Source organism: Streptomyces sp. NPDC045701 (genome assembly GCF_056432045.1).
Window position 1 is genome coordinate 308,577 of record NZ_JBWKJV010000003.1, and the last position, 21,377, is coordinate 329,953.

Consider the following 21,377-nt stretch of genomic DNA (forward strand, 5'->3'; position numbering starts at 1 on the left):
GAAGGGAGAGCCAGGCATGCGAGAGGTGAGCCGCAGCCAACTGCTGACCGCAGGACTGGGACTCGGTGCGGTCGGCGGGTTCATCGGCAGCTTGCTCCGGGAACGGAGCGCGCTGACCGCCGCTCTCGGAGCGGCAGGCGAAGGAAGTGAGGAACAGCCTTCATGGGGCGTCGGCTCGTACCGCTCACGTTGGACAACCTTCCGGATCTCCCCCAACGGTGTCGCGCGTGCGTCTTCTGGGAGCTTGATCCGGTCAGCGGAGAGGCCGCGGTAAAGGCGGGCACTCCGGAGCTGGAGAAGGAAGCGTGGATCTCCGCCGTGCTGCTGGACTGGGGGTCCTGCGGCCGGGTGGTCTACGTGGACGACGTACCGGCCGGGTACGTTCTCTACGCGCCGCCCGCTTATGTTCCGCGGTCGACCGCCTTTCCCACGAGTCCCGTGTCCCCCGACGCGGTTCAGCTGATGACGGCATGGATCGCCCCCGGCTACCAGGGGCAGGGCTTGGGACGGGTAATGGTCCAAACCGTGGCGAAGGACCTGCTGCGCCGTGGCTTCAAGGCCATCGAGGCATTCGGTGACGCCCGCTGGAAGGAGCCGGCCTGTGTGCTGCCGGCCGACCATTTGCTGGCCGTGGGCTTCAAGACCGTGCGTCCGCATCCGGCGTACCCGAGGCTCCGTCTGGAGCTGCGGACGACCTTGTCCTGGAAGGAAGACGTAGAGATGGCCTTGGACCGCTTGCTCGGCGCCGTACAGAAGGAGCCGGTGCTGCGGCCCTTGTGAGAACCGCAGGGTTTTTCTCAGCCGAACGGCCCATCCCCGAGGGGATGGGCCGTTGGTGTTTCACGTGAAACAGCGGCGTCAGGCCTTGGAGACCTGGTCTCCGAGGTAGGGCTCCAGGTCGCGGAGGATCGCGGCCTTCGGCTTGGCGCCGACGATGGTCTTGTCGACCTCGCCGTTCTTGTAGACGTTCAGCGTCGGGATCGACATGACGCCGTACTTGGCGGCCGTGGCGGGGTTCTCGTCGATGTTGAGCTTGACGATGGTGATCTGCTCACCGTGCTCGGCGGCGATGGCCTCCAGCGACGGCGCGATCTGGCGGCACGGGCCGCACCAGGCAGCCCAGAAGTCCACCAGCACGGGCTTGTCGCTCTTGAGGACGTCCTCCTCGAAGGAGTCGTCGGTCACGTTCTTCAGGTCGCCGGCCACGGCGGCCTCCTTCACTTCGCGGGGTGTGGGTGGGGAATGGTGGTCAGACCGTGGCGGTCTTCTCCGGCTCGGCGGCCTTCTCACCATCGGCGAGGGCCGCCAGGAAGCGCTCGGCGTCCAGAGCGGCGGAGCAGCCCGTGCCTGCGGCCGTGATCGCCTGGCGGTAGGTGTGGTCCACGACGTCACCAGCGCCGAAGACACCGGCCAGGTTGGTGCGCGTCGAGGGCGCGTTCACCTTGAGGTAGCCCTCGTCGTCCAGCTCCAGCTGTCCCTTGAACAGCTCCGTGCGCGGGTCGTGGCCCACGGCGATGAACAGACCCGTGACCGGCAGCTCGGAGGTCTCGCCGGTCTTGGTGTTGCGCAGCGTCAGACCGGAGAGCTTCTGCTCGCCGTGGATCGCCGCGACCTCGCTGTCCCACGCGAACTTGATCTTCGGGTCGGCGAAGGCGCGCTCCTGCATGGCCTTGGAGGCGCGCAGGGTGTCCCGGCGGTGGACGATGGTGACGGACTTGGCGAACCGGGAGAGGAAGGTCGCCTCCTCCATGGCGGTGTCGCCGCCGCCCACCACGGCGATGTCCTGGTCCTTGAAGAAGAACCCGTCACAGGTGGCACACCAGGAGACGCCGCGACCCGACAGCGCGTCCTCGTTCGGCAGGCCCAGCTTGCGGTGCTGGGAACCGGTCGTCACGATCACAGCCTTGGCTCGGTGCACCGTGCCGGCCGTGTCGGTCACCGTCTTGATGTCGCCGGTCAGGTCGACCGAGACGACATCGTCCGGAACGAGCTCGGCGCCGAAGCGCTCGGCCTGGGCCCGCATGTTGTCCATCAGGTCCGGGCCCATGATCCCGTCACGGAAGCCGGGGAAGTTCTCCACGTCAGTCGTGTTCATGAGCGCACCACCGGCGGTGACGGCCCCTTCGAAGACCAGCGGCTTCAGCGAGGCTCGCGCCGTATACAGCGCAGCCGTGTAGCCGGCGGGCCCGGAACCGATGATGATCACGTTACGGACGTCGCTCACGGGTTTCTTCCTCGTCTCTGCGGACTGCCTACTGCCTACGGGGGCCAGGTCTACGACCTCTCACCCCACCCAACGGATCCTACGGGGCGTGCATTCCCGAGGTGTCCGAGCGGCACGGGGGCGGTGTCAGGGACGAGGGTAGGCGTGGGTCAGCAGCACGTCCGCCTTGGCGGTCTTCCGGGTGGTGCAGGAGGCGTCGAGAACGTATGCCTGGACCTGGGAAGGGTTCGTGACGTGCGGCAGGACCACCAGGTAGGCGGCCTTGCCCTCGTAGGTCCCGGGCTCCGCGGCGAGAGCCCGGTCGTCGCGCCCGGTGCCCGCCTGGACGCAGGCCGGAACCGTCACGGCCTCTGCGGTGAACATCGTCGACGGCTGGTCGATCGAGGGAGGCTGCTTCTCGGTGCGGGCGGACTTGGGAGGCTCCGGAGCGGTCAGCAGCGCGTCCACCCGGTCCTCCACGGCCTTACCGGAGAACATCCCCTCATCGGGCGCGCTCACGGCGGCGTCCGCGGTCTTGGACCCGGAGGGGTCGTCCCCGGACCGACCGGCCTGGAAGAAGAGGACGGTGACTCCCATGGCCGCCGCGCCGAAGACCGCGCCGAGAACGGCGGTGCGCCGCCGACGCCGTGCCGGTCGCTGACGCCCTGGTCCTGTAGCGGCTCGGGGACGGCCCGCAGGGCGGTCGGTATGCACGGGCTCGGTGGGGACGGACGCGGGCGTTGTTTCACGTGAAACGTGCGCCCCGGCCTCTGCTGGGGCGGTGGCATCCAGCAGCGCCTCGGCGGCGAGGGCGGCGTCGATGCGCTCGGCGATGTCGGCCGGCATGCGAGCGGGGCCGGGGAGGGTGCCCAGCAGCCCCCGGATCTCCTCCAGGGAGGACCGGACATCGGCGCACAGCGCGCAGCCGTCGAGGTGCGCGCGTACGTCGGCCGTCCGGGACGGTGACAGCAGCCCCTCCGTGAGATCGGAGATCTCCGAGACGTCCGGGTGCTGAGTCGTGTCGGTCGTGGTCACGCGCGCCCACCTCCGCCCTTCACAGCAGCAGGATCACTCGGTCCTGCATCCCTTGGTCCCGACGCCGGTGGGACGGATGTCCCCGGCGTCCGGTTCCTTGCCCGGTCGGGGCCGTCGTTATCCACGGTGTCCCCGCGCAGATGAGTGAGCAGCGGGAGGAGCCTGGCTCTGCCCCGCGCGCAGCGGCTCTTCACGGTCCCTGTCGGTACGTCGAGGACGCGTGCCGCCTCGGCGACCGGATAGCCCTGCATGTCCACGAGGACCAGAGCGGCGCGCTGATCCGGCGGCAGCTTCCCGAGCGCGGCGAACAGCTCGCGGTGCAGGTCCTGTCGCTCCGCCGGAGCCTCGGCGGACTCGTGCGGCTCCAGGAGCTGCTCCAGGCGCTCGGTGTCGTCGACGGGCGAGGTCCTGCGGGAGGCGGCCTTGCGAGCCCGGTCGAGACACGCGTTCACGGTGATGCGGTGCAACCAGGTCGTGACGGCCGACTGACCGCGGAAGGTGTGGGCGGCCCGGAAGGCGGACACGAGGGCGTCCTGGACGGCGTCAGCGGCCTCCTCGCGGTCTCCGAGCGTACGCAGGGCGACGGCCCAGAGCCGGTCCCGGTGCCGGCGTACGAGTTCGCCGAAGGCGTCCGGATCGCCTGCCACATGGTGCGCCAGGAGGTCGTGGTCACTGAGACTCTCGGTCGCCCCGCTCGTCATGCCGCCACCTCCCCTCCACTGTCACCGTCGGCACCCGGCGTCGAGCCCGCAGGCTCAACCGAGCACCTTGATGCCGGAGATGCCGCCACGGTAGCCGCCTTCGCCGTCGCTCGGCAGCTCGGTGATGTGGACGAGCACGTAGCGCGTACGGATGGGCTTGTCCACGCTGGCCTTGAGGGTGTCGCCCACCGTCTCGAGTTCGGTCAAGCGGTGCGTGAAGTCGCCCGGCGCACGGGGGTCGGTCGCCCCTTCGTCAGCCGTGAGCACCTGTGCCTTCTGCCCGGCGCGGTACATGGTCACGTCGATGCCCCGGACGTTCTGCACGCTGCCGAGGTCGACGATGATCCCGCTGCCCTGCTTGCGGTTGGTCAGATTGCCGAAATTGGCGAAGGTGAAGTACTGGGGGGTGATCCAGGCGGTGTCGGCACTGTCGTCCACCGCGTTCGCCACCTCGTCCTCCTGTATTCCGGACCCTCCGGGCTTGTACTCACGGGCGTCGGAGATGTGCAGGGGTTGCGGGGGCTGCTGAGGCTTCTTCTGGTTCTGGCCGCCCGGAGAGGTCTGGGTGCCGGTCTCGCCGGTCTTCTCGTTGCTCCCCCGGTCGAGCAGCTTGTCGGCCACCTGCCAGCTGCCCAGCCCGAGGGCCGCGATGAGGAGTGCCGACACGGCCCACTTGAGGGCCTTGCCGGTACGGCTCTGCAACGGGGGAGGCGGCATCGGCGAGGCCACGGTGGCCGCCGCTCCGGTGCGCGACTGGGAACGGCCGTAGTTGCCCTGCTGGTAGGTCGTGCGCTGGTACTCGAGGGGCGTCGGGAACTCGGGCTCCGGCGGCCGGATGCGGGGCATGGCCGCGACGGCCTTGGCGAGTTCGTCGGGCGTGGTGCAGGGGGGCTCCTGGCGGGACGCGGTCGCTCCGTCGTTGACCAGGGCGCGCATGGCGATCTCGGACAGTCCGCGGTGCACGCCGGCCCGAACCTGGTCCGGGGGGATCAGCCCGACGCCCTTGGGCAGCCCCGACAGGCCGTAGGCGTCGTTCTCGTACGGCCAGCGCTTGGTCAGCGCCGCGTACAGCAGGGCGCCGATCGCCTCGGTGTCGGTGCGCTGGGGACGTTCGGCACTGATGCCGCGCAGGGCGGCGTTCACGGCGAGTCCGCGGATCCGGTACTGGCCGGTGGAGCTCCGCAGCACGGCGCTCGGCGTGAGCCGCAGGTGGGCGAGGCCCTCGCGGTGGGCGGCGGCCATGGCTTGGGAGACCTGGCTGACGAGTTGGTAGGCGTCGTGCGCTTCGAGCGGGCCGGCCGCGAGCAGCGCGGTGAGCTCGGTGGCGTCCGGCAGCCACTCGTGGACGACGTAGACGAGGTCGTTCTCCTCGACCGCGTCCAGGACCTGGACGAAGCGCGGGTCGCCGAGGAGTGCCGAGGAGCGTGCGGCGGCCAGCACCGAACGGGCCCTCGGGTGGTCGGCGGGGAGGATGTGGACCCCGACGGCCCGGCGCAGTTTCTCGTCGACGGCACGCCAACTGCTGAACCCGTCCAGACGGGTGACGCACTCCTCGAGCCGGTAGCGTCTGGCGAGTTTGTGGCCACTGTGGAGCTCGGGCGTCGTGATGAGGGTCTGCTCGCTGTCCCGCCGTTCGCCGTCGCTGTCCTGGGCGGACCGCTCCGCCGTGTCCTGCGCTTCCGCCACCCCGTCGCTCGCGGCCTCGTCCGCCTTGGCGGTCAGCGGGTCGTTTCCGCTGTTGTCGGCCACGTCGACGGCAGCCGTGCTACGTTCCGCCACCGTCGTTCCTGCCTCCCCATCCGTTGCGCCACATCCAACAGCCATGCCAATTGTGCCCACAGTCCGGCGCTATGCACGACACGCGGTCGCCCACGATGGTTGTGCCAGTCCTAGTTTCTAGCGTCCGAGACGCCCGCGCACCATGCCGACCATGGCGTTCAGCTCCGCGATCCGCATCTTCCGGGCCCCGACGTAGAACACGCCCATCAGTACGATCCCACCGCCCACGAGTGCCGCGAGCGACCCGAGGGCACCGTCACCCAGGGCCTTGAGGATCCCGAAGCCCGCGGCGCCGCCGAGGACCGCGCCGGGGACGGAGGCCATGCACAGCCTGGCGTAGGTGCGCACGACGTGCGCGCCGTCCAGGTCGCCGCCCAGCCTGTTGCGCAGCCGACGCCAGGCGACACCGACACCGACGGCGTACGCCAGACCGTAGGAGGCGGCCATGCCGACGACGGCCCACTTGGGAGGCAGCAGTACGTAGCAGGCCGCCGACGCCGCCGCGTTCACGGCGGCCACGATCACGGTGTTGTAGAAGGGCGTCCGGGTGTCCTCGTAGGCGTAGAAGCCGCGCAGGACGACGTACTGCACCGAGTAGGGGATCAGGCCGAGGCCGAAGGCCATCAGGATGAAGCCCATGCTCCGGGCGGCCTCGGTGCCGCTGGAGGCGTACAGCAGCGTGCACATCGGGACGCCGAGAGCCAGGAAGGTGAAGGCGACGGGCACGATCGCGACGGCGGAGTTCCGCAGCCCCTGGGAGATGTCGTCGCGGACGGCGCCCGCGTCGTTGTCGTGGGCGGCGCGCGAGATGCGCGGCAGCAGCGCGGCCATGACCGAGACGGTGATGATGGCCTGCGGCATGCCCCAGATCAACTGGGCGTTGGAGTACGCGAGGAAGCCGGCGCCGTCCTGGCCGGACGCCTTGCCCGCCGCCGTGGCCAGCTGCGTGACGACGACGACACCGGCCTGGTTGGCGAGGACGAACAGGACGGTCCACTTGGCGAGTTTGACCGTCTTGCCGAGGCCGTGGCCCTTCCAGTCGAAGCGGGGGCGGAAGCGGAAGCCGGCCTCGCGCAGGTACGGGATCATCGCCAGCGACTGGACCACCAGGCCGAGCAGCGTACCGATGCCCAGCAGGCGGATGCCCTCGTCGGGGATGGTCGTGACGCCCATCTCGGTCTCGGCGGAGGAGCCGTACACCCAGATGAACATGGCGAAGGTGAAGATCACGACGACGTTGTTGAGGACCGGGGTCCACATCATCGCGCCGAACCGGCCGCGGGCGTTGAGGATCTGACCCATCACCACGTGCACGCCCATGAAGAAGATGGTGGGCAGGCAGAAGCGGGCGAAGGTGACGGCCACACTGTTCGCGGAGGCGTCGCTCGCGATGGTGTCCGACATCGCCCGGATCAGCAGCGGGGCGCCGAACACCGCGATGGTGACGATCACGCCCAGCGCGACCATCACCAGCGTCAGCAGGCGATTGGCGTACGCCTCGCCGCCGTCCTCGTCGTCCTTCATCGAGCGGACGAGCTGGGGGACGAAGACCGAGTTGAGACCGCCACCGACGGTCAGGATGTAGATCATCGTCGGCAGGGTGGCCGCGATGGTGTAGGTGTCGCCCAGCAGCGCGGCCCCCAGGGCACCGGTGATCACCAGGCTGCGTACGAAGCCGGTGAGCCGGGAGACCAGCGTGCCGGCCGCCATCACGGCGCTCGACTTGAGCAGGCCCGACGCGCGACCGCCCGACTTCTTGGGGGCGGGCGCGGCAGCCGGTTCCGGTTCGGGCTCCCGGGGGGCCGGTGGCTGCCCGTGGGCCTGCTGGTCGCGGTACAGGTGCGCGAACGCGTCCGGCTCGGGCTGCTCATCGGCGGCGTGCGTGACGAGGTCGTCGACCCCGGTGAACTGAACGGTCCGGGCGTCGTCGCCGTACGGGAGGTGGCGGGACGGCCCGTCGGGCTCGGGCGGCGGGGTCTGCGCCCAGACCCGCGGGTCCGGGGCGTACTGCGGCGCCGCCGGCTGCTGGTAGAGCGGCGGCGGCTCCTCGTAGGTGCCGGGCGGCGGCGGAGGGTGCGCCGCTCGGTCGTAGAGCGCCTCGCCGACCGGGTCCTGCGCGGCGAGGTCGTGGCTGCCGTACGGGTCCTGCTCGTAGGCGTGCTGGACGTACGGGTCCGGGGCGGGCGGCGGGCCCGGGGGCGGGACATGGCCCGCCGGGGGGAACGTCCCCCCGGAAGGCGCGCTGCCGCCGCCCGCGCCTTGACCGCGGTCACCGTCGTACGGCGCGTTCATGGTTTACCCCACCTCATCGTCCCCGGCCGACCGGCCACGACATCGCTCAACGGTCCACTTTCTCACCCTGACCCGACGGGTCGGTGCTTTGTGCTCCGGTGTCCGGCACCGGGTCACTCGGCTGCTCGGGATCGTTGCTCTGCGCAGTCGCATCGCCGGCCCCGGGGGTGGCGCCCGGACCGGACGCCGACGGCGTCTCCGCCTCGGTGCCGGGTTCGTCGACCGCGTCCGCCTCGCGCGCCGCGGCGCGCTTGCGGTGGGTGTACATCCTGATGCCGGCGAGAGCCAGCAGCAGGAAGCCGCCGGCGATCACCAGCATCACGGTCGGCGTGATCTCGGAGACCTTCACCGTGAAGATCATCGGCTTGCCGTACGGCTTGCCGTCCTCCGTGTACAACTGGGCCGTCATCGGGACCGGACCATTGGCGTTGGCGGACGCCGTGAACTTCACCGACTGGCTGTGCCCGCCGGCGATCTTCACCGGCAGCTCCGTCACGGCGTTGCCGCCGTTCAGCTTCAGACGGGTCGGCTTGGTCGACGTCAGCCGCAGCACCAGGTGCTCGACGTCCTGCAACAGCTGGTTCTGCACCGTGACCGGGATGGTGGCGCTGCGTCCCGAGAGCGTGAGGTCGGACTTGTCGATCAGCTGGACCTCGGAGGTGAGGTCCAGCAGATGGACCTGCACGCTCTCCCGGTAGGCCGACGCCGGCTGGGCGCGGCCGCGCCAGGACGTCGACATCTCCCTGTTGATCGCGTTGCCGAAGGGCGTGACGACCCGGGACGCCGTCGTCAGGATGACCTTGAAGTTGTCCAGGCTGTCCTGGGTGATCTTCATGTCCTGGAAGGTCTGGACGGGCAACTCGCGCTTGCGGAGCTTGGCCGGGTACTTCCTGGCGCCCGGGACCTTCGTCGTCGCCCGGTCGTCGGGCTTGGCCGCCGCCGCCGTGAGCAGGTCGCTGGGCTGTGTCCAGCGCTGTGCGGACAGGGCCCGCAGCGCGGTGGCCATCGACTGGGCCTGCGCGGCGGTCGGCATCCGCTGCGGGGCGACCACGATGCTGCGCAGCTTGCCCGGCTGCTGCTGGGTCACGGCCAGGGTGTGGGCGAGGAACTGCTGGACGGCGAGGGTGGAGTTCCCCGCCCGGGTCATGTCGCCCTCGAACACCGTGGACAGCGACGCGTCGGCCACGACGGCGGTGGTTCCACCGCCGATGGGTCGTGCGGCGTTGGGCGTGTAGGGCAGTTCGTCCCGGATGCTGTCGCTGCGGGCGATCACCTTGTCGGCGCCGGCTGAGGTGGCGATGTCGATGATCGACGGGTCGACCGCTCCGTCGACCGGCCAGGCGAAGTCGACGGACGGCTTCACATGGAGGATCGTCTCGACCGTGCTCTCGGCCACCTGGGTCGCCGGCTGGAGATGACTCAGCGAGCCGGAGACGTCCTTGCCCCGATGGGCGAGGGACGCCAGGTCCGGGTCGGCGTAGGGCAGGGCCACCACCTTGTCGCCCTGCACCGCCTTGTCCAGGCTGTTCAGCCACTGCTTGGCGATGGCCTGGTTCTTGCCGGGTACGCGCTCGTCATCGGCCTTGATCTGATAGTTCCGCGTCATCGCATCGACGGTGGCGAGCAGGTCCGGGTCGACGACCCAGGTGACGGGGAGCTCCGCGCCGAGCGCCACCAGCCGCTCCAGCCGGCCGCCCGGAGCCAGCTCCGCGGCCAGGTCGTCGTCCTCGAACACCGGCGTCTGCTGGTCGTCCGAGCCGGTCTCCGCGGACAGGTGCGTCGAGGAGATCAGCGGCCAGAGATAGGTGACCTGCGTCTTCTTCTCGGTCGCCTCGGGCTGCCAGGGCAGGAGGGTCCGTTCGATTCCCAGCACCTGGTCGTAGCGGGCACTCCCCGTCCGGCCCGTGAGGGAGACCCCGAGCTGGTACACGCCCTCGTCGTCGAGGCCCAGCTTCTCGACCGGTACGGCGATGCTGAAGTCCTTGCTGATGCCGGCGGCGAGCTGCGGGATCTTGATGCTGTACGGGCCGCCGAGCGCCGCGCCGTCGTCGCCGGGCCTGAAGCCGGTGCGCTTGGCCACCGCGTCGATCTCGCCCCGGTTGGCCATCCGGGACCCGAGCCGCAGGTCGACCTTCGCCGCGTTCACCGTCTCCTTGCCCTCATTCGTCACGGTGCCGCTGATCGTGAGGGTGTCCCCCTCGACCGGCGTGGTGGGCGTCACCGTGTCCAGGGACACATCGACCGTCCGGGACGGGGACGCCTTCTCGGCGGCGGACGCGGGCGTGGCGGGGACGTACAGCAGGGTCGCCAGGACCGGCGCACTCACGAGGGCGGAGGCCGCGCGCCGTAGCCACCGCCGGGCAGGAGAGCGACTCGTGCTCTGGAAGTCTGCCGCCTCGGCCACGCGCTCGCCCGTCCTCGTTCGTCTGTTGCCGTTGGTGGTTCGTCGGTTCCTGCGTCCACGCATGGTAACGAGGAGCGCCGCGGCTAAGTGCCGCGGACTGCTCCACATGATCGGGCACACGGGGGCCCGGAGGAAGCGGGGAGCAGGGGCTCGAGGCCGCTGAAAACCGGGACGCCGCCCCGGGCCGGGGCACGTACCCTTTTCTGTTGTGCCGAACGCCAACGAAGACAACCCGACTGCACTGAGCCAGGCGCAACACCGCGCGGTCAGTGAACTACTGCGTGTGTCCCCCGCTGCCGATGATCTCGCCCGCCGTTTCCGGGAGGCGGGCTTCCGCCTCGCCCTGGTCGGCGGATCGGTACGGGACGCACTGCTCGGCAGGCTCGGCAATGACCTGGACTTCACCACCGACGCCCGGCCCGAGGACGTGCTGAAGATCGTCCGGCCGTGGGCCGACGCGGTGTGGGAGGTCGGCATCGCCTTCGGCACGGTGGGCGTGCAGAAGGCCGCCCGTGTCGGAGACACGGATCAGGTCTTCCAGATCGAGATCACGACATACCGCTCAGAGGCGTACGACAGGACCTCCCGCAAGCCGGAGGTGTCCTACGGGGACTCCATCGAGGAGGACCTGGTCCGCCGCGACTTCACCGTCAACGCGATGGCCGTCGCCCTGCCGGAGAAGGAGTTCATCGACCCGCACGGCGGGCTGGAGGACCTGGCCGGCCGCGTGCTGCGGACACCGGGAACGCCGGAGGAGTCCTTCTCCGACGACCCGCTGCGCATGATGCGCGCGGCACGCTTCGCCGCGCAGCTGGATTTCGAGGTCGCTCCTGAGGTCGTGGACGCGATGAAGCGGATGGCCGAGCGGATCGAGATCGTCTCCGCCGAGCGGGTACGGGACGAGTTCAACAAGCTGATCCTCTCCGCCGGCCCCCGCACGGGGCTGGGCCTGCTGGTCGACAGCGGGCTCGCCCAGCGGGTGCTGCCGGAGCTGCCCGCGCTGCGACTCGAAAGCGACGAGCACCACCGGCACAAGGACGTCTACGAGCACTCGCTCACCGTGCTGGAGCAGGCCATCGACCTCGAAGAGGATGGCCCCGACCTGGTGCTCCGGCTTGCGGCGCTCCTGCACGACATCGGCAAGCCGCGTACGCGCCGCTTCGAGTCCGACGGGCGGGTCTCCTTCCACCACCACGAGGTGGTCGGCGCGAAGATGACCAAGAAGCGCATGGTCGCGCTCAAGTACTCCAACGAGATGGTCAAGGACGTCTCGCGCCTGGTGGAGCTGCATCTGCGCTTCCACGGGTACGGCACCGGCGAATGGACCGACTCCGCGGTACGCCGCTATGTGCGCGACGCAGGGCCGCTGCTGAGCCGGCTGCACAAGCTGACCCGCTCGGACTGCACCACCCGGAACAAGCGCAAGGCGGCCGCCCTCTCCCGCGCGTACGACGGGCTGGAGGAGCGGATCGCGAAGCTTCAGGAGCAGGAAGAGCTGGATGCCATCCGGCCCGACCTGGACGGCAACGAGATCCAGGAGGTCCTCGGTATCCGTCCGGGGCCGGCGGTCGGCCAGGCGTACAAGTTCCTCCTGGAGCTGCGCCTGGAGAACGGACCCATGGAGCACAGTGACGCCGTCGCCGCACTCAGGGAGTGGTGGGCCGGGCAGAACTGAGCGCGGGGAAGCCGGGTCGTGTTTCACGTGAAACATGACCGGGCCGCCCGCTGACTGTGGGGTGGTGTTTCACGTGAAACACCACCCCTTCGCGTCAGAGCACGGCGTCCCTGCGCCTCCAGTGCTCCAGCGCGGTGGCGACGACGGCGTACAGGGCAGCGGTCATGACGACCAGCGGGACGGATCGGCCGTCCGGGGGCAGCATGAGGGCGGAGATCCCGGCCGCGCCGACGAAGGCCGTGTTGTAGAGGACGTCGTACAGCGAGAAGACCCGCCCCCGGTAGGCATCGTCCACCGCCAGCTGCACCACCGTGTCCGTGGCGATCTTGGAGCCCTGGGTGACGAGCCCGAGCACGAAGGCGGCGACCAGTATGGGCGTGGGGGCGAAGAGCAACGCCAGCGCCGGTGTCAGCACCGCGGCCGAAGCGGCGCACCACACCATCCAGCCGCTTCGCCTCAGCCGTTCGACTGCCCAGGGCGACAACACGGCGGCGGCGAAGAACCCCGCCCCCGAGGCGCCGACCGCCAGCCCCAGCAGGGCGAGCCCCTCCGACTCGGTCGACGACCAGGCGTATCGGCAGAGCATCAGCACCATCACGGTCAGCGCGCCGTAGCAGAAGCGCATCACCGTCATCGCGACGAGCACCCGGGCAGCCGCCCGCCGCCGAGCGAGGTGGCGCACCCCGCTGACCAACCCCTTGGCCGTCGAGGCCAGGGCGGCGCCGAGCCGGGGCTGCACTCCGTCCGGGTCGGGGCCGAGCAGTTCGCGGCCCATGCGCAGGGAGGCGAGGGCCGAGCCCAGGTAGAGGCCGGCGCCCAGCAATACCACCGCGGCGTCGGAACCGGAGCCGGCCAGTCGCACGACAAAGGCGAGCCCGCCACCCGCCGTCGCGGCGAGTGTGCCGGCGGTGGGCGAGAGCGAGTTGGCCATCACGAGCCGGCTGGGGTCCACGACCCGGGGCAGGGCCGCCGAAAGCCCGGCGAGGACGAACCGGTTGACGGCCGTGACGGAGAGCGCCGACGCGTAGAACAGCCAGTCCGGTACGGAGGCCAGGATGAGGAACGCCGTGCCGGTGGCGAGCAGGGCGCGCAGCAGATTGCCGTAGAGGAAGACCTGGCGGCGCGGCCACCGGTCCAGCAGGACACCCGCGAACGGGCCGACGAACGAGTACGGCAGCAGCAGGACCGCCATGGCGGCGGCGATCGCCGCGGGGGAGGTCTGCCTCTCGGGGGAGAAGACGACGTACGCGGCGAGCGCGACCTGGTAGACGCCGTCGGCGCACTGGGAGAGCAGTCGTACGGCCAGCAGGCGGCGGAAGTCCGTCAGGCGCACGAGTACGCGCAGGTCACGTACGACAGGCATGGCAGCAAGGGTCACATACGCCGAAGGTCCCCGGGCAGATGCCACGGAGACCTTCGGCGGTGGGGTGGAGCTTTAGCGCTCGACCTCGCCCTTGATGAACTTCTCGACGTTCGTACGGGCCTCGTCGTCGAAGAACTGGACCGGCGGGGACTTCATGAAGTACGAGGACGCGGAGAGGATCGGGCCGCCGATGCCGCGGTCCTTTGCGATCTTCGCGGCGCGCAGGGCGTCGATGATGACACCCGCCGAGTTCGGGGAGTCCCAGACCTCGAGCTTGTACTCCAGGTTCAGCGGGACGTCACCGAAGGCACGGCCCTCGAGGCGGACGTACGCCCACTTGCGGTCGTCCAGCCAGGCCACGTAGTCCGAGGGACCGATGTGGACGTTGTCCTCGCCGAGGTCCCGGTCGGGGATCTGGGAGGTGACGGCCTGCGTCTTGGAGATCTTCTTGGACTCCAGGCGCTCGCGCTCGAGCATGTTCTTGAAGTCCATGTTGCCGCCGACGTTCAGCTGCATCGTGCGGTCCAGGACGACGCCCCGGTCCTCGAACAGCTTCGCCATGACGCGGTGCGTGATGGTGGCGCCGACCTGCGACTTGATGTCGTCACCGACGATCGGGACGCCGGCCTCGGTGAACTTGTCCGCCCACTCCTTGGTGCCGGCGATGAAGACCGGAAGGGCGTTGACGAAGGCGACCTTGGCGTCGATGGCGCACTGGGCGTAGAACTTCGCGGCGTCCTCGGAGCCGACCGGCAGGTAGCAGACGAGGACGTCGACCTGCTTGTCCTTGAGGACCTGGACGACGTCGACCGGGGCCTCGGGGGACTCCTCGATGGTCTGGCGGTAGTACTTGCCCAGGCCGTCCAGGGTGTGGCCGCGCTGGACGGTCACGCCCGTCGACGGCACGTCGCAGATCTTGATGGTGTTGTTCTCGCTGGCGCCGATGGCGTCCGCGAGGTCAAGACCCACCTTCTTCGCGTCCACGTCGAAGGCGGCCACGAACTCGACGTCCCGTACGTGGTACTCGCCGAACTGCACGTGCATCAGACCCGGCACCTTGGCCGCCGGGTCGGCGTCCTTGTAGTACTCGACGCCCTGCACGAGCGAGGCGGCGCAGTTGCCCACGCCGACGATGGCTACGCGAACCGAACCCATTCCGGTTGCTCCCTGTGTTGATCTTCGAAGCCCTGCGGGTCGCAGGGCCTCACTTGGCGGTGTCGTCGGACGGATCCGGCCGGGTACTGCCCCCGTGCCGGGGCAGGCCGCCCGTGTCTCCAGATGTGTCGTCCTGCTGAGCATCGGCCGAGCCCTCGGGGGCCTGGCCGGCCTTCGGGCTCCCGGGGCCGGACCGTCGCTGGTCCCGCCCCGCCCGCTCGCTCTCGATGAGCTCGTTCAGCCAGCGCACTTCGCGCTCCACGGACTCCATGCCGTGCCGCTGCAGCTCGAGCGTGTAGTCGTCCAGGCGCTCCCGGGTACGGGCCAGGGAGGCGCGCATCTTCTCCAGGCGCTCCTCCAGGCGGCTGCGCCGGCCTTCCAGCACCCGCATCCGCACCTCGCGCTCCGTCTGACCGAAGAAGGCGAACCGGGCGGCGAAGTGCTCGTCCTCCCAGGAGTCCGGTCCGGTGTGGGACAGGAGCTCCTCGAAGTGGTCCTTACCTTCGGCCGTCAGCCGGTAGACGATCTTGGCGCGGCGCCCCGCGAGGGAGGCGGCGAGGGCGTCCTCGGGGGCACTGCCCGGTTCCTCGATCAACCAGCCGTTTGCGACCAGCGTCTTGAGGCAGGGGTACAGGGTGCCGTAACTGAAGGCCCGGAAGATCCCCAGCGACGTGTTGAGCCGCTTGCGCAGCTCGTACCCGTGCATCGGGGCTTCGCGGAGCAGGCCGAGGACGGCGAACTCGAGGATGCCGGATCGCCTGCTCATCCGTCGCCCTCCTCCGCTCTCGCCGGCTCGTACACCGTGGCTCTTATGCCGTGCTGATGTATCGACTCGATACATCCTGACGATAGAACGGCCCGGCACCCCCGACAAGGGCGGTTAGGGTGAGCGGCGTCACATAGTCAATTCGCAGTAAACGACTTGCCTGATTTGGGATGAACTTCGGTCCTCAGGGGTTTTTGAGCGTGCGTAGTCTGTGCGGCATGCACACCAGTGGGAACCAAGCGATGCCGGTAGGCGTCCTCGTTCTGAGTGCATCGCGGATGAGCCCCAGCCAGGGCTGGTCCGTAACCATTTCGGGGGGACCGGAACCCAGCTGCCGCTTCCAGGCGTACTCGCCTGCCCGAGGAGTAGTCGTTCGATGAGCGAGCACCGTCGCAAACCGCCGCAGCCGCAGGGCGGCGGACGTGCCGCGGCCAGGCGAGCCGCCCAGCAGCCCTCAGGCCGCAGGGCGGCCCAGGCGCGGGGAACCAGAACAGGATCTCCTGCCGACCCGTACGGCGGCGGCGAGGAGCGCGCGTACGGCAGTCGCGCCGAGGCCCGCCGGGCCGCCCAGCGCGGCGGCCGCCGGCGTGGTGCCGAGACCGCCGCCGCGGCCGCCGGGGGGCGTGGCGCGCGGGGAGGGGAGCCGGGCAGGAAGCGGCTGATCGACTACCCGCGCCACGACAAGTACGGGTGGCGTCGCTGGGTGCCGTCCTGGAAGCTCGTGGGCGGTATGTCCCTGGGGTTCGCGGCCACGGTCCTGGGCGGGGCGACGGTGGTGTACTCCATGGTGGAGGTGCCGCAGGCGGTCAAGATCGCGACGGCGCAGAACAATGTGTACCTCTACGCCGACGGCACCCAGATGGCCGCCACCGGTGGTGAGATCAACCGGCAGATCCTCGACTTCGAGCAGATCCCCAAGGACATGCAGAACGCGGTCGTCTCGGCCGAGAACAAGACGTTCTGGCGCGACAAGGGCGTCGACCCGAAGGGCATCGGCCGGGCCTTCTACAACATGGCCATGGGCGAGCAGACCCAGGGCGGCTCCACCATCACCCAGCAGTACGTGAAGAACGCGATGCTGGACGACCAGAGCCAGACGGTGAGCCGCAAGGCCAAGGAACTCTTCATCTCCCTCAAGGCCGGTATGGAGGGGGACAAGGAGGAGGTCATGGCGGGCTACCTGAACACCTCCTACTACGGGCGCGGGGCGTACGGCATCCAGGCCGCGGCGCGGACGTACTACGAGAAGGACGCCAAGGAGCTCAACGCCAGCGAGTGTGCCTTCCTCGCCGCGCTGCTGAAGGGCGCCACCTACTACGACCCGGCCGGTTCGGTGGACATCGACCCGCGGGCCACTCCCGAGGCCAACACGACGGCGGCCACCAAGCGGTGGAAGTGGATCCTCGACGAGATGGTCAAGGACGGCCACCTGGACGCCGCGGAGCGAGCCAAGTACAACGAGTTCCCGATGCCGGAGCCGCCGAAGAAGCAAGCCCGCCTCAGCGGCCAGGTGGGTTACATGGTGGACCTCGCCAAGGCGTTCGTCATCAACAACAACGATGTGGGCATCACGGCGAAGAAGCTGTCCCAGGGCGGCTACGAGATCCGCACGACCTTCGACCGGAAGAAGGTCGAGGCGCTGAGGCTGGCCGTCGAAAAGGTCGAGAAGGCCAACATCGACCCGGAGAAGCGACCCGACACGGACACCCACGTCCAGTTCGGCGGAGCCTCCGTCGACCCGAGGACGGGCGCGATCGTCGCCATCTACGGCGGCTCCGACGCGACCAAGCACTTCACCAACAACGCCGACCAGACCGGTGCCCAGGTCGGCTCGACGTTCAAGCCCTTCGTGCTGGCCGCCGCCATGGAGTACGGCGTCCGCGACCCCAACGGGGAGGCGGTGCAGGGCCCGGAGCAGCGGCGCACGGTCGATCCGGACAAGACGTACTACAACGGCCAGAACAAGCTCAAGATCAAGAAGTATGACGGCAGCGTCTGGCACAACGAGGACGGGGAGGAGTGGCTCCAGGTCAACGACGGCGACCAGAGCTACGGGGACATCAACCTTCGCGAGGCGATGATCCACTCGGCCAACTCACCGTTCGTGCAACTGGGCATGGACGTCGGCATCGAGGAGGTCAGGCAGACGGCGATCGCGGCCGGCCTGCGCAAGGAGAGCCTGGTCGCGGCGAACGTGCCGTCCTTCTCGATCGGCATCTCCGACCCGAGCGCCATCCGCATGGCGGGTGCCTACGCCACCTTCGCGGCCAACGGCAAGCAGCGTGACCCGTTCTCCGTGACGGAGGTGAAGAAGCGCGGCGAGACGATCTTCAAGCACGAGGCCAAGACCGAGCAGGCCTTCTCGTCCGCCATCGCCAGCAACGTCACCGACGTCCTGAAGGACGTCGTCGAGGACCCCGAGGGCACCGGTAACAACGCGGCCATCCCGGGTCGTCAGGTCGCCGGCAAGACCGGTACGACCGACGGCAACAAGTCCGCCTGGTTCGTCGGCTACACGCCGCAGCTGGCCACCGCCATCGACATGTACCGGATGGACGACAACGCGGCGAACAAGAACCGCAAGTTCCTGAAGATGTTCGGCACGGGCGGTCAGCAGAAGATCCACGGTTCGTCGTTCCCGTCCGAGATCTGGCAGAAGTACATGTCGGCGGCGCTCAAGGGCGAGGAGGTCATGCGCTTCCCCGAGCCGGAGCCGCTGGAGGCCGACACCGTCTACGGCGGCGGCGCCAAGAGCCCCGAGCCCACGCCTTCGAAGTCTCCTTCGCCGACACCGTCCCAGACGCCGTCCCAGAGCCCGTCGCCCACCCCGTCGCAGTCGGAGAGCTCCAAGCCGGCGGAGCCCTCGTGCGGACCCTTCGACTGGGACTGCGCCAACGAGGACGGCGGCCAGAACGGCGGCCAGGACGGTGGCCAGGTCGAGGGCCAGGACGGGGGTGGCGGCACCGACACCGGCGGTACGGACGACGGCGGCGCCACCACCGGCGGGGTCAGTCCCAGTCCGTCGGTGACCACCGGCGGCACCACCAACGGCAATGGCAACGGTGGCGGCAACGGCAGTTGGTTCGGCGGAACGGAGGGCTAGCGCCCGGCGTTCCCCACCGCCGCCCGGGGCAGCGGGGCGAGGGCCGCCGCACCGGAGTGCGCACAGCGCGTGCGTACGCCGGACGCGGCGGCCCTCGTCGTTGTCCACAAGTGCCGGAGGGGGCCGGAGCCGTCCGGGGAGCGTTGTCCACAGGCCGACGACCGCCCACAGCCGCGTACGGCAGGATGTCCCCATGCCGAGCCCACACAAGACGACGAGCGCCCCTCAGGACCGGCCCGTCGTGGCCCCGACCCGGCGGGACGAGGTCGCAGCCGCCGGCAGCGAGCTGATCGGCGGCCCGCTCGGCCGCTCGGCGCGGCTCGGCGGCGGCGGGCTCACGCCCGTCCGGGTGATCGCCCTCGTCACGATCGGGATGTTCGCGCTCGGCATGGTGCAGAAGCTGCCCTGCTACAACTGGGCGTGGTTCCGGGGCACCAGCTCGCAGTACACCCACGCCTGCTACTCCGACATCCCGCACCTGTTCATCGGGCGGGGCTTCGCCGACGGACTGATCCCGTACTTCGACCGCCTCGGCGGCGACATGGAGTACCTCGAGTACCCGGTGCTGACCGGCCTGTTCATGCAGGTCGCGTCATGGCTGACGCTGCCCTTCGACGGGGACCTGCAGTACCGCGAGCAGATGTACTGGATGGTCAACGCGGGCATGCTGATGGCCTGCGCCGCCGTCCTCGCCGTCTGCGTCGCCCGCACGCACCGGCACCGCCCCTGGGACGCCCTGCTGGTCGCCCTGGCGCCCGCCTTCGCCCTCACCGCCACCATCAACTGGGACCTGCTCGCCCTGGCGCTCACCGCCGTCGCCATGCTGATGTGGTCCCGCGGGCGGGCCCTCGCCTTCGGGATCTTCCTGGGTCTCGCCACCGCCGCCAAGTTCTACCCGTTCCTGCTCCTCGGGCCGCTGCTGCTGCTGTGCTGGCGGGCCTGGAAGTGGCGGGAGTTCGGGGCAGCCGTGCTGGGCACGGCCGCCTCGTGGCTCGCGGTGAACGTCCCGGTGATGCTGCTGGCGCCCGAGGGGTGGAAGAAGTTCTACACCTTCAGCCAGGAGCGGGGCATCGACTTCGGCTCCTTCTGGCTGGTCATCACCCAGCGCACGGGCGCGAACATCACGCCGGAGGCCGTCAACACGTACGCCAGCGTGCTGATGGCGCTGGCCTGCCTCGGGATCGCCGCCCTGACGCTGACCGCGCCGCGCCGGCCCCGCTTCGCCCAACTGGCCTTCCTGGTGATCGCGGCGTTCATCCTCACCAACAAGGTCTACTCGCCGCAGTACGTGCTGTGGCTGATCCCGCTCGCCGCGCTGGCCCGGCCGCGCTGGCGGGACTTCTTGGTCTGGCAGGCCTGCGAGGTCATGTACTTCACCGGCATCTGGATGTACCTCGCGTACACGACGAGCGGCAACAAGCAGGGGTTGCCGACGGAGGGCTACCAGTTCGCGATCGTCCTGCACCTGGCCGGGACGCTGTTCCTGTGCGCCATGGTGGTGCGGGACATCCTGATGCCCGAGCGGGACGGGGTCCGGCGCGACGGGACGGACGACCCGTCCGGGGGCGTCCTGGACCGCGCCGGGGACGTCTTCGTCCTGGGCCGGGCCGCCCGCCCGCCGCAGCACACCGCACACGCGGTCCAGGGGCCGCGTGTGGAGTGGGGCGTCGTACGAAGGTGAGAGGCGCCGGACCGGCCCCCACCGGCCGGGTGGAGGCGCGTCCGGCGCCTGGCGTCCGGCGCCCGTGGTGTCCGGTGGCTGTGGTGTCCGGCGCCCGTGGTGCCTGTGGGTCCGTGGGGCCCGGCGGGCCTACCGCTCGACCAGGCGGTCGAACTGGGTCGTGGTGTGCCGCAGGTGGGCGACCAGCTCGTCGCCGACCTTCGGCTCCTGGGCGTCGGACGGGACGAACAGGATCGACACCTGCATGTGCGGCGGCTCGGCGAACCAGCGCTGCTTGCCCGCCCATACGAACGGCGACAGGTTGCGGTTCACGGTCGCCAGACCGGCTCGCGCCACGCCCTTGGCGCGCGGCATCACGCCGTGCATCGCCTTCGGCGCCTCCAGGCCCACGCCGTGGGAGGTGCCGCCGGCCACGACGACCAGCCAGCCGTCGGACGCCGCCTTCTGCTGGCGGTAGCCGAAACGGTCACCCTTGGCCACGCGCGTGACGTCCAGGACCGCGCCGCGGTACTCCGTCGCCTCGTGGTCGCCGAGCCACAGCCGCGTACCGATGCGCGCCCGGAACCGGGTCTGCGGGAACTGCTGCTGGAGCCGCGCCTGCTCGTCGGCCTTGAGGTGGCTGACGAACATGGTGTGCAGCGGCAGCCGGGCCGCACGCAGCCGGTCCATCCAGCCGATGACCTCCTCGACGGCGTCGGTGCCGTCCGTGCGGTCCAGCGGCAGATGCAGGGCGAAGCCCTCGAGGCGTACGTCCTCTATGGCGGCGTGCAGCAGGCCGAGCTCGTGCTCGCCGATGCCGTGCCGCTTCATCGAGCTCATGCACTCGATGACGACCCGGGCGCCGACGAGGGCGTGGACGCCGTCCACGGACGACACCGAGCGGATCACCCGGTCCGGCAGCGGAACCGGCTCCTCGCCGCGCCGGAACGGGGTGAGGACCAGCAGGTCACCGCCGAACCAGTCCTTGACGCGGGCCGCCTCGTAGGTGGTGCCGACGGCGAGCATGTCGGCCCCGAAGCGGGACACCTCCTCGGACAGGCGCTCGTGGCCGAATCCGTAACCGTTGCCCTTGCACACCGGGACCAGGCCCGGGAACTGGTCGATCACGGACTTCTGGTGCGCCCGCCAGCGAGCGGTGTCGACGTAGAGGGAGAGCGCCATGGCCGGCCCGGAACCTTTCTGTGGCTGCGGTGTGTCAGAGGTGTGTACGAGACTACGGA

Annotated in this window: 15 protein-coding genes; 4 read left to right on the forward strand and 11 right to left on the reverse strand. The window is 69.8% G+C overall.

The annotated features are described in order from the left end of the window. The first annotated feature begins 162 nt into the window (after window positions 1-162). Window positions 163-780, forward strand: coding sequence for a GNAT family N-acetyltransferase (locus AC07DW_RS05535; protein WP_478856301.1), 618 nt, complete (start codon window positions 163-165; stop codon window positions 778-780). Window positions 781-858: 78 nt separating this feature from the next. Here AC07DW_RS05535 and trxA read toward each other — a convergent pair whose 3' ends face one another. The 7 genes from trxA to AC07DW_RS05570 form a co-directional block, all read right to left on the reverse strand. Beyond that, window positions 859-1,206, reverse strand: a complete 348-nt coding sequence (trxA, locus tag AC07DW_RS05540; RefSeq protein WP_478856302.1) for a thioredoxin — start codon at window positions 1,204-1,206, stop codon at window positions 859-861. 43 nt (window positions 1,207-1,249) lie between these two features. Next, entirely contained in the window at window positions 1,250-2,224 is a 975-nt protein-coding gene (gene trxB / locus AC07DW_RS05545; protein WP_478856303.1) for a thioredoxin-disulfide reductase, read from the reverse strand. 126 nt (window positions 2,225-2,350) lie between these two features. Further along, window positions 2,351-3,238 carry an anti-sigma factor gene (locus AC07DW_RS05550; protein WP_478856304.1) on the reverse strand — a complete coding sequence of 296 codons (888 nt, stop codon included), beginning with the start codon at window positions 3,236-3,238 and terminating at the stop codon, window positions 2,351-2,353. Beyond that, complete coding sequence (sigM, locus tag AC07DW_RS05555) at window positions 3,235-3,939, reverse strand: RNA polymerase sigma factor SigM (protein ID WP_478856305.1); 705 nt, start codon at window positions 3,937-3,939, stop codon at window positions 3,235-3,237. Before sigM ends, AC07DW_RS05550 begins: the two co-directional genes overlap by 4 nt. A 54-nt stretch (window positions 3,940-3,993) precedes the next feature. Then, window positions 3,994-5,718, reverse strand: a complete 1,725-nt coding sequence (locus AC07DW_RS05560; RefSeq protein ID WP_478856306.1) for a protein kinase family protein — start codon at window positions 5,716-5,718, stop codon at window positions 3,994-3,996. A 117-nt stretch (window positions 5,719-5,835) separates the two neighbouring features. Continuing rightward, window positions 5,836-8,010 carry a murein biosynthesis integral membrane protein MurJ gene (gene murJ, locus AC07DW_RS05565; RefSeq protein ID WP_478856307.1) on the reverse strand — a complete coding sequence of 725 codons (2,175 nt, stop codon included), beginning with the start codon at window positions 8,008-8,010 and terminating at the stop codon, window positions 5,836-5,838. Window positions 8,011-8,056: 46 nt separating this feature from the next. Continuing rightward, on the reverse strand, window positions 8,057-10,414 hold the full coding sequence (locus tag AC07DW_RS05570; protein ID WP_478856308.1) for a DUF6049 family protein: 2,358 nt from the start codon (window positions 10,412-10,414) through the stop codon (window positions 8,057-8,059). Between the two features lie 208 nt (window positions 10,415-10,622). Here AC07DW_RS05570 and AC07DW_RS05575 point away from each other — a divergent pair, with 208 nt between their 5' ends. After that, the gene (locus tag AC07DW_RS05575; RefSeq protein WP_478856309.1) at window positions 10,623-12,089 is read left to right on the forward strand and encodes a CCA tRNA nucleotidyltransferase; all 1,467 of its coding nucleotides are present in this window, start codon (window positions 10,623-10,625) and stop codon (window positions 12,087-12,089) included. A 94-nt stretch (window positions 12,090-12,183) separates the two neighbouring features. On the opposite strand, the gene AC07DW_RS05580 is transcribed toward AC07DW_RS05575, so the two are convergent. The 3 genes from AC07DW_RS05580 to AC07DW_RS05590 form a co-directional block, all read right to left on the reverse strand. After that, window positions 12,184-13,452 carry an MFS transporter gene (locus tag AC07DW_RS05580; protein WP_478856310.1) on the reverse strand — a complete coding sequence of 423 codons (1,269 nt, stop codon included), beginning with the start codon at window positions 13,450-13,452 and terminating at the stop codon, window positions 12,184-12,186. Window positions 13,453-13,524: 72 nt separating this feature from the next. Beyond that, on the reverse strand, window positions 13,525-14,607 hold the full coding sequence (locus AC07DW_RS05585) for an inositol-3-phosphate synthase (protein ID WP_478856311.1): 1,083 nt from the start codon (window positions 14,605-14,607) through the stop codon (window positions 13,525-13,527). A 49-nt stretch (window positions 14,608-14,656) separates the two neighbouring features. Next, the gene (locus tag AC07DW_RS05590) at window positions 14,657-15,373 is read right to left on the reverse strand and encodes a PadR family transcriptional regulator (RefSeq protein ID WP_478856312.1); all 717 of its coding nucleotides are present in this window, start codon (window positions 15,371-15,373) and stop codon (window positions 14,657-14,659) included. A gap of 376 nt (window positions 15,374-15,749) precedes the next feature. On the opposite strand from AC07DW_RS05590, the gene AC07DW_RS05595 reads away from it, so the two are divergent. Both AC07DW_RS05595 and AC07DW_RS05600 read left to right on the forward strand, forming a co-directional pair. Continuing rightward, entirely contained in the window at window positions 15,750-18,476 is a 2,727-nt protein-coding gene (locus AC07DW_RS05595) for a transglycosylase domain-containing protein (protein WP_478856313.1), read from the forward strand. 193 nt (window positions 18,477-18,669) lie between these two features. Further along, window positions 18,670-20,157 (forward strand): glycosyltransferase family 87 protein, encoded by a 1,488-nt coding sequence (locus AC07DW_RS05600; RefSeq protein ID WP_478856314.1) that lies wholly within the window; start codon window positions 18,670-18,672, stop codon window positions 20,155-20,157. 129 nt (window positions 20,158-20,286) lie between these two features. Here AC07DW_RS05600 and AC07DW_RS05605 read toward each other — a convergent pair whose 3' ends face one another. Further along, the gene (locus AC07DW_RS05605) at window positions 20,287-21,318 is read right to left on the reverse strand and encodes an alanine racemase (protein WP_478856315.1); all 1,032 of its coding nucleotides are present in this window, start codon (window positions 21,316-21,318) and stop codon (window positions 20,287-20,289) included. Between the last annotated feature and the right edge of the window lie 59 nt (window positions 21,319-21,377).

Excerpts from the sequence above, each read along its gene's own strand:
- AC07DW_RS05600 (WP_478856314.1), top strand. The coding sequence starts at position 18,670 with ATGCCGAGCCCACACAAGACGACGAGCGCCCCTCAGGACCGGCCCGTC.
- sigM (WP_478856305.1), bottom strand. The coding sequence starts at position 3,939 with ATGACGAGCGGGGCGACCGAGAGTCTCAGTGACCACGACCTCCTGGCG.
- AC07DW_RS05605 (WP_478856315.1), bottom strand. The coding sequence starts at position 21,318 with ATGGCGCTCTCCCTCTACGTCGACACCGCTCGCTGGCGGGCGCACCAG.
- AC07DW_RS05535 (WP_478856301.1), top strand. The coding sequence starts at position 163 with ATGGGGCGTCGGCTCGTACCGCTCACGTTGGACAACCTTCCGGATCTC.
- murJ (WP_478856307.1), bottom strand. The coding sequence starts at position 8,010 with ATGAACGCGCCGTACGACGGTGACCGCGGTCAAGGCGCGGGCGGCGGC.
- AC07DW_RS05585 (WP_478856311.1), bottom strand. The coding sequence starts at position 14,607 with ATGGGTTCGGTTCGCGTAGCCATCGTCGGCGTGGGCAACTGCGCCGCC.
- AC07DW_RS05590 (WP_478856312.1), bottom strand. The coding sequence starts at position 15,373 with ATGAGCAGGCGATCCGGCATCCTCGAGTTCGCCGTCCTCGGCCTGCTC.
- AC07DW_RS05580 (WP_478856310.1), bottom strand. The coding sequence starts at position 13,452 with ATGCCTGTCGTACGTGACCTGCGCGTACTCGTGCGCCTGACGGACTTC.
- AC07DW_RS05595 (WP_478856313.1), top strand. The coding sequence starts at position 15,750 with ATGAGCGAGCACCGTCGCAAACCGCCGCAGCCGCAGGGCGGCGGACGT.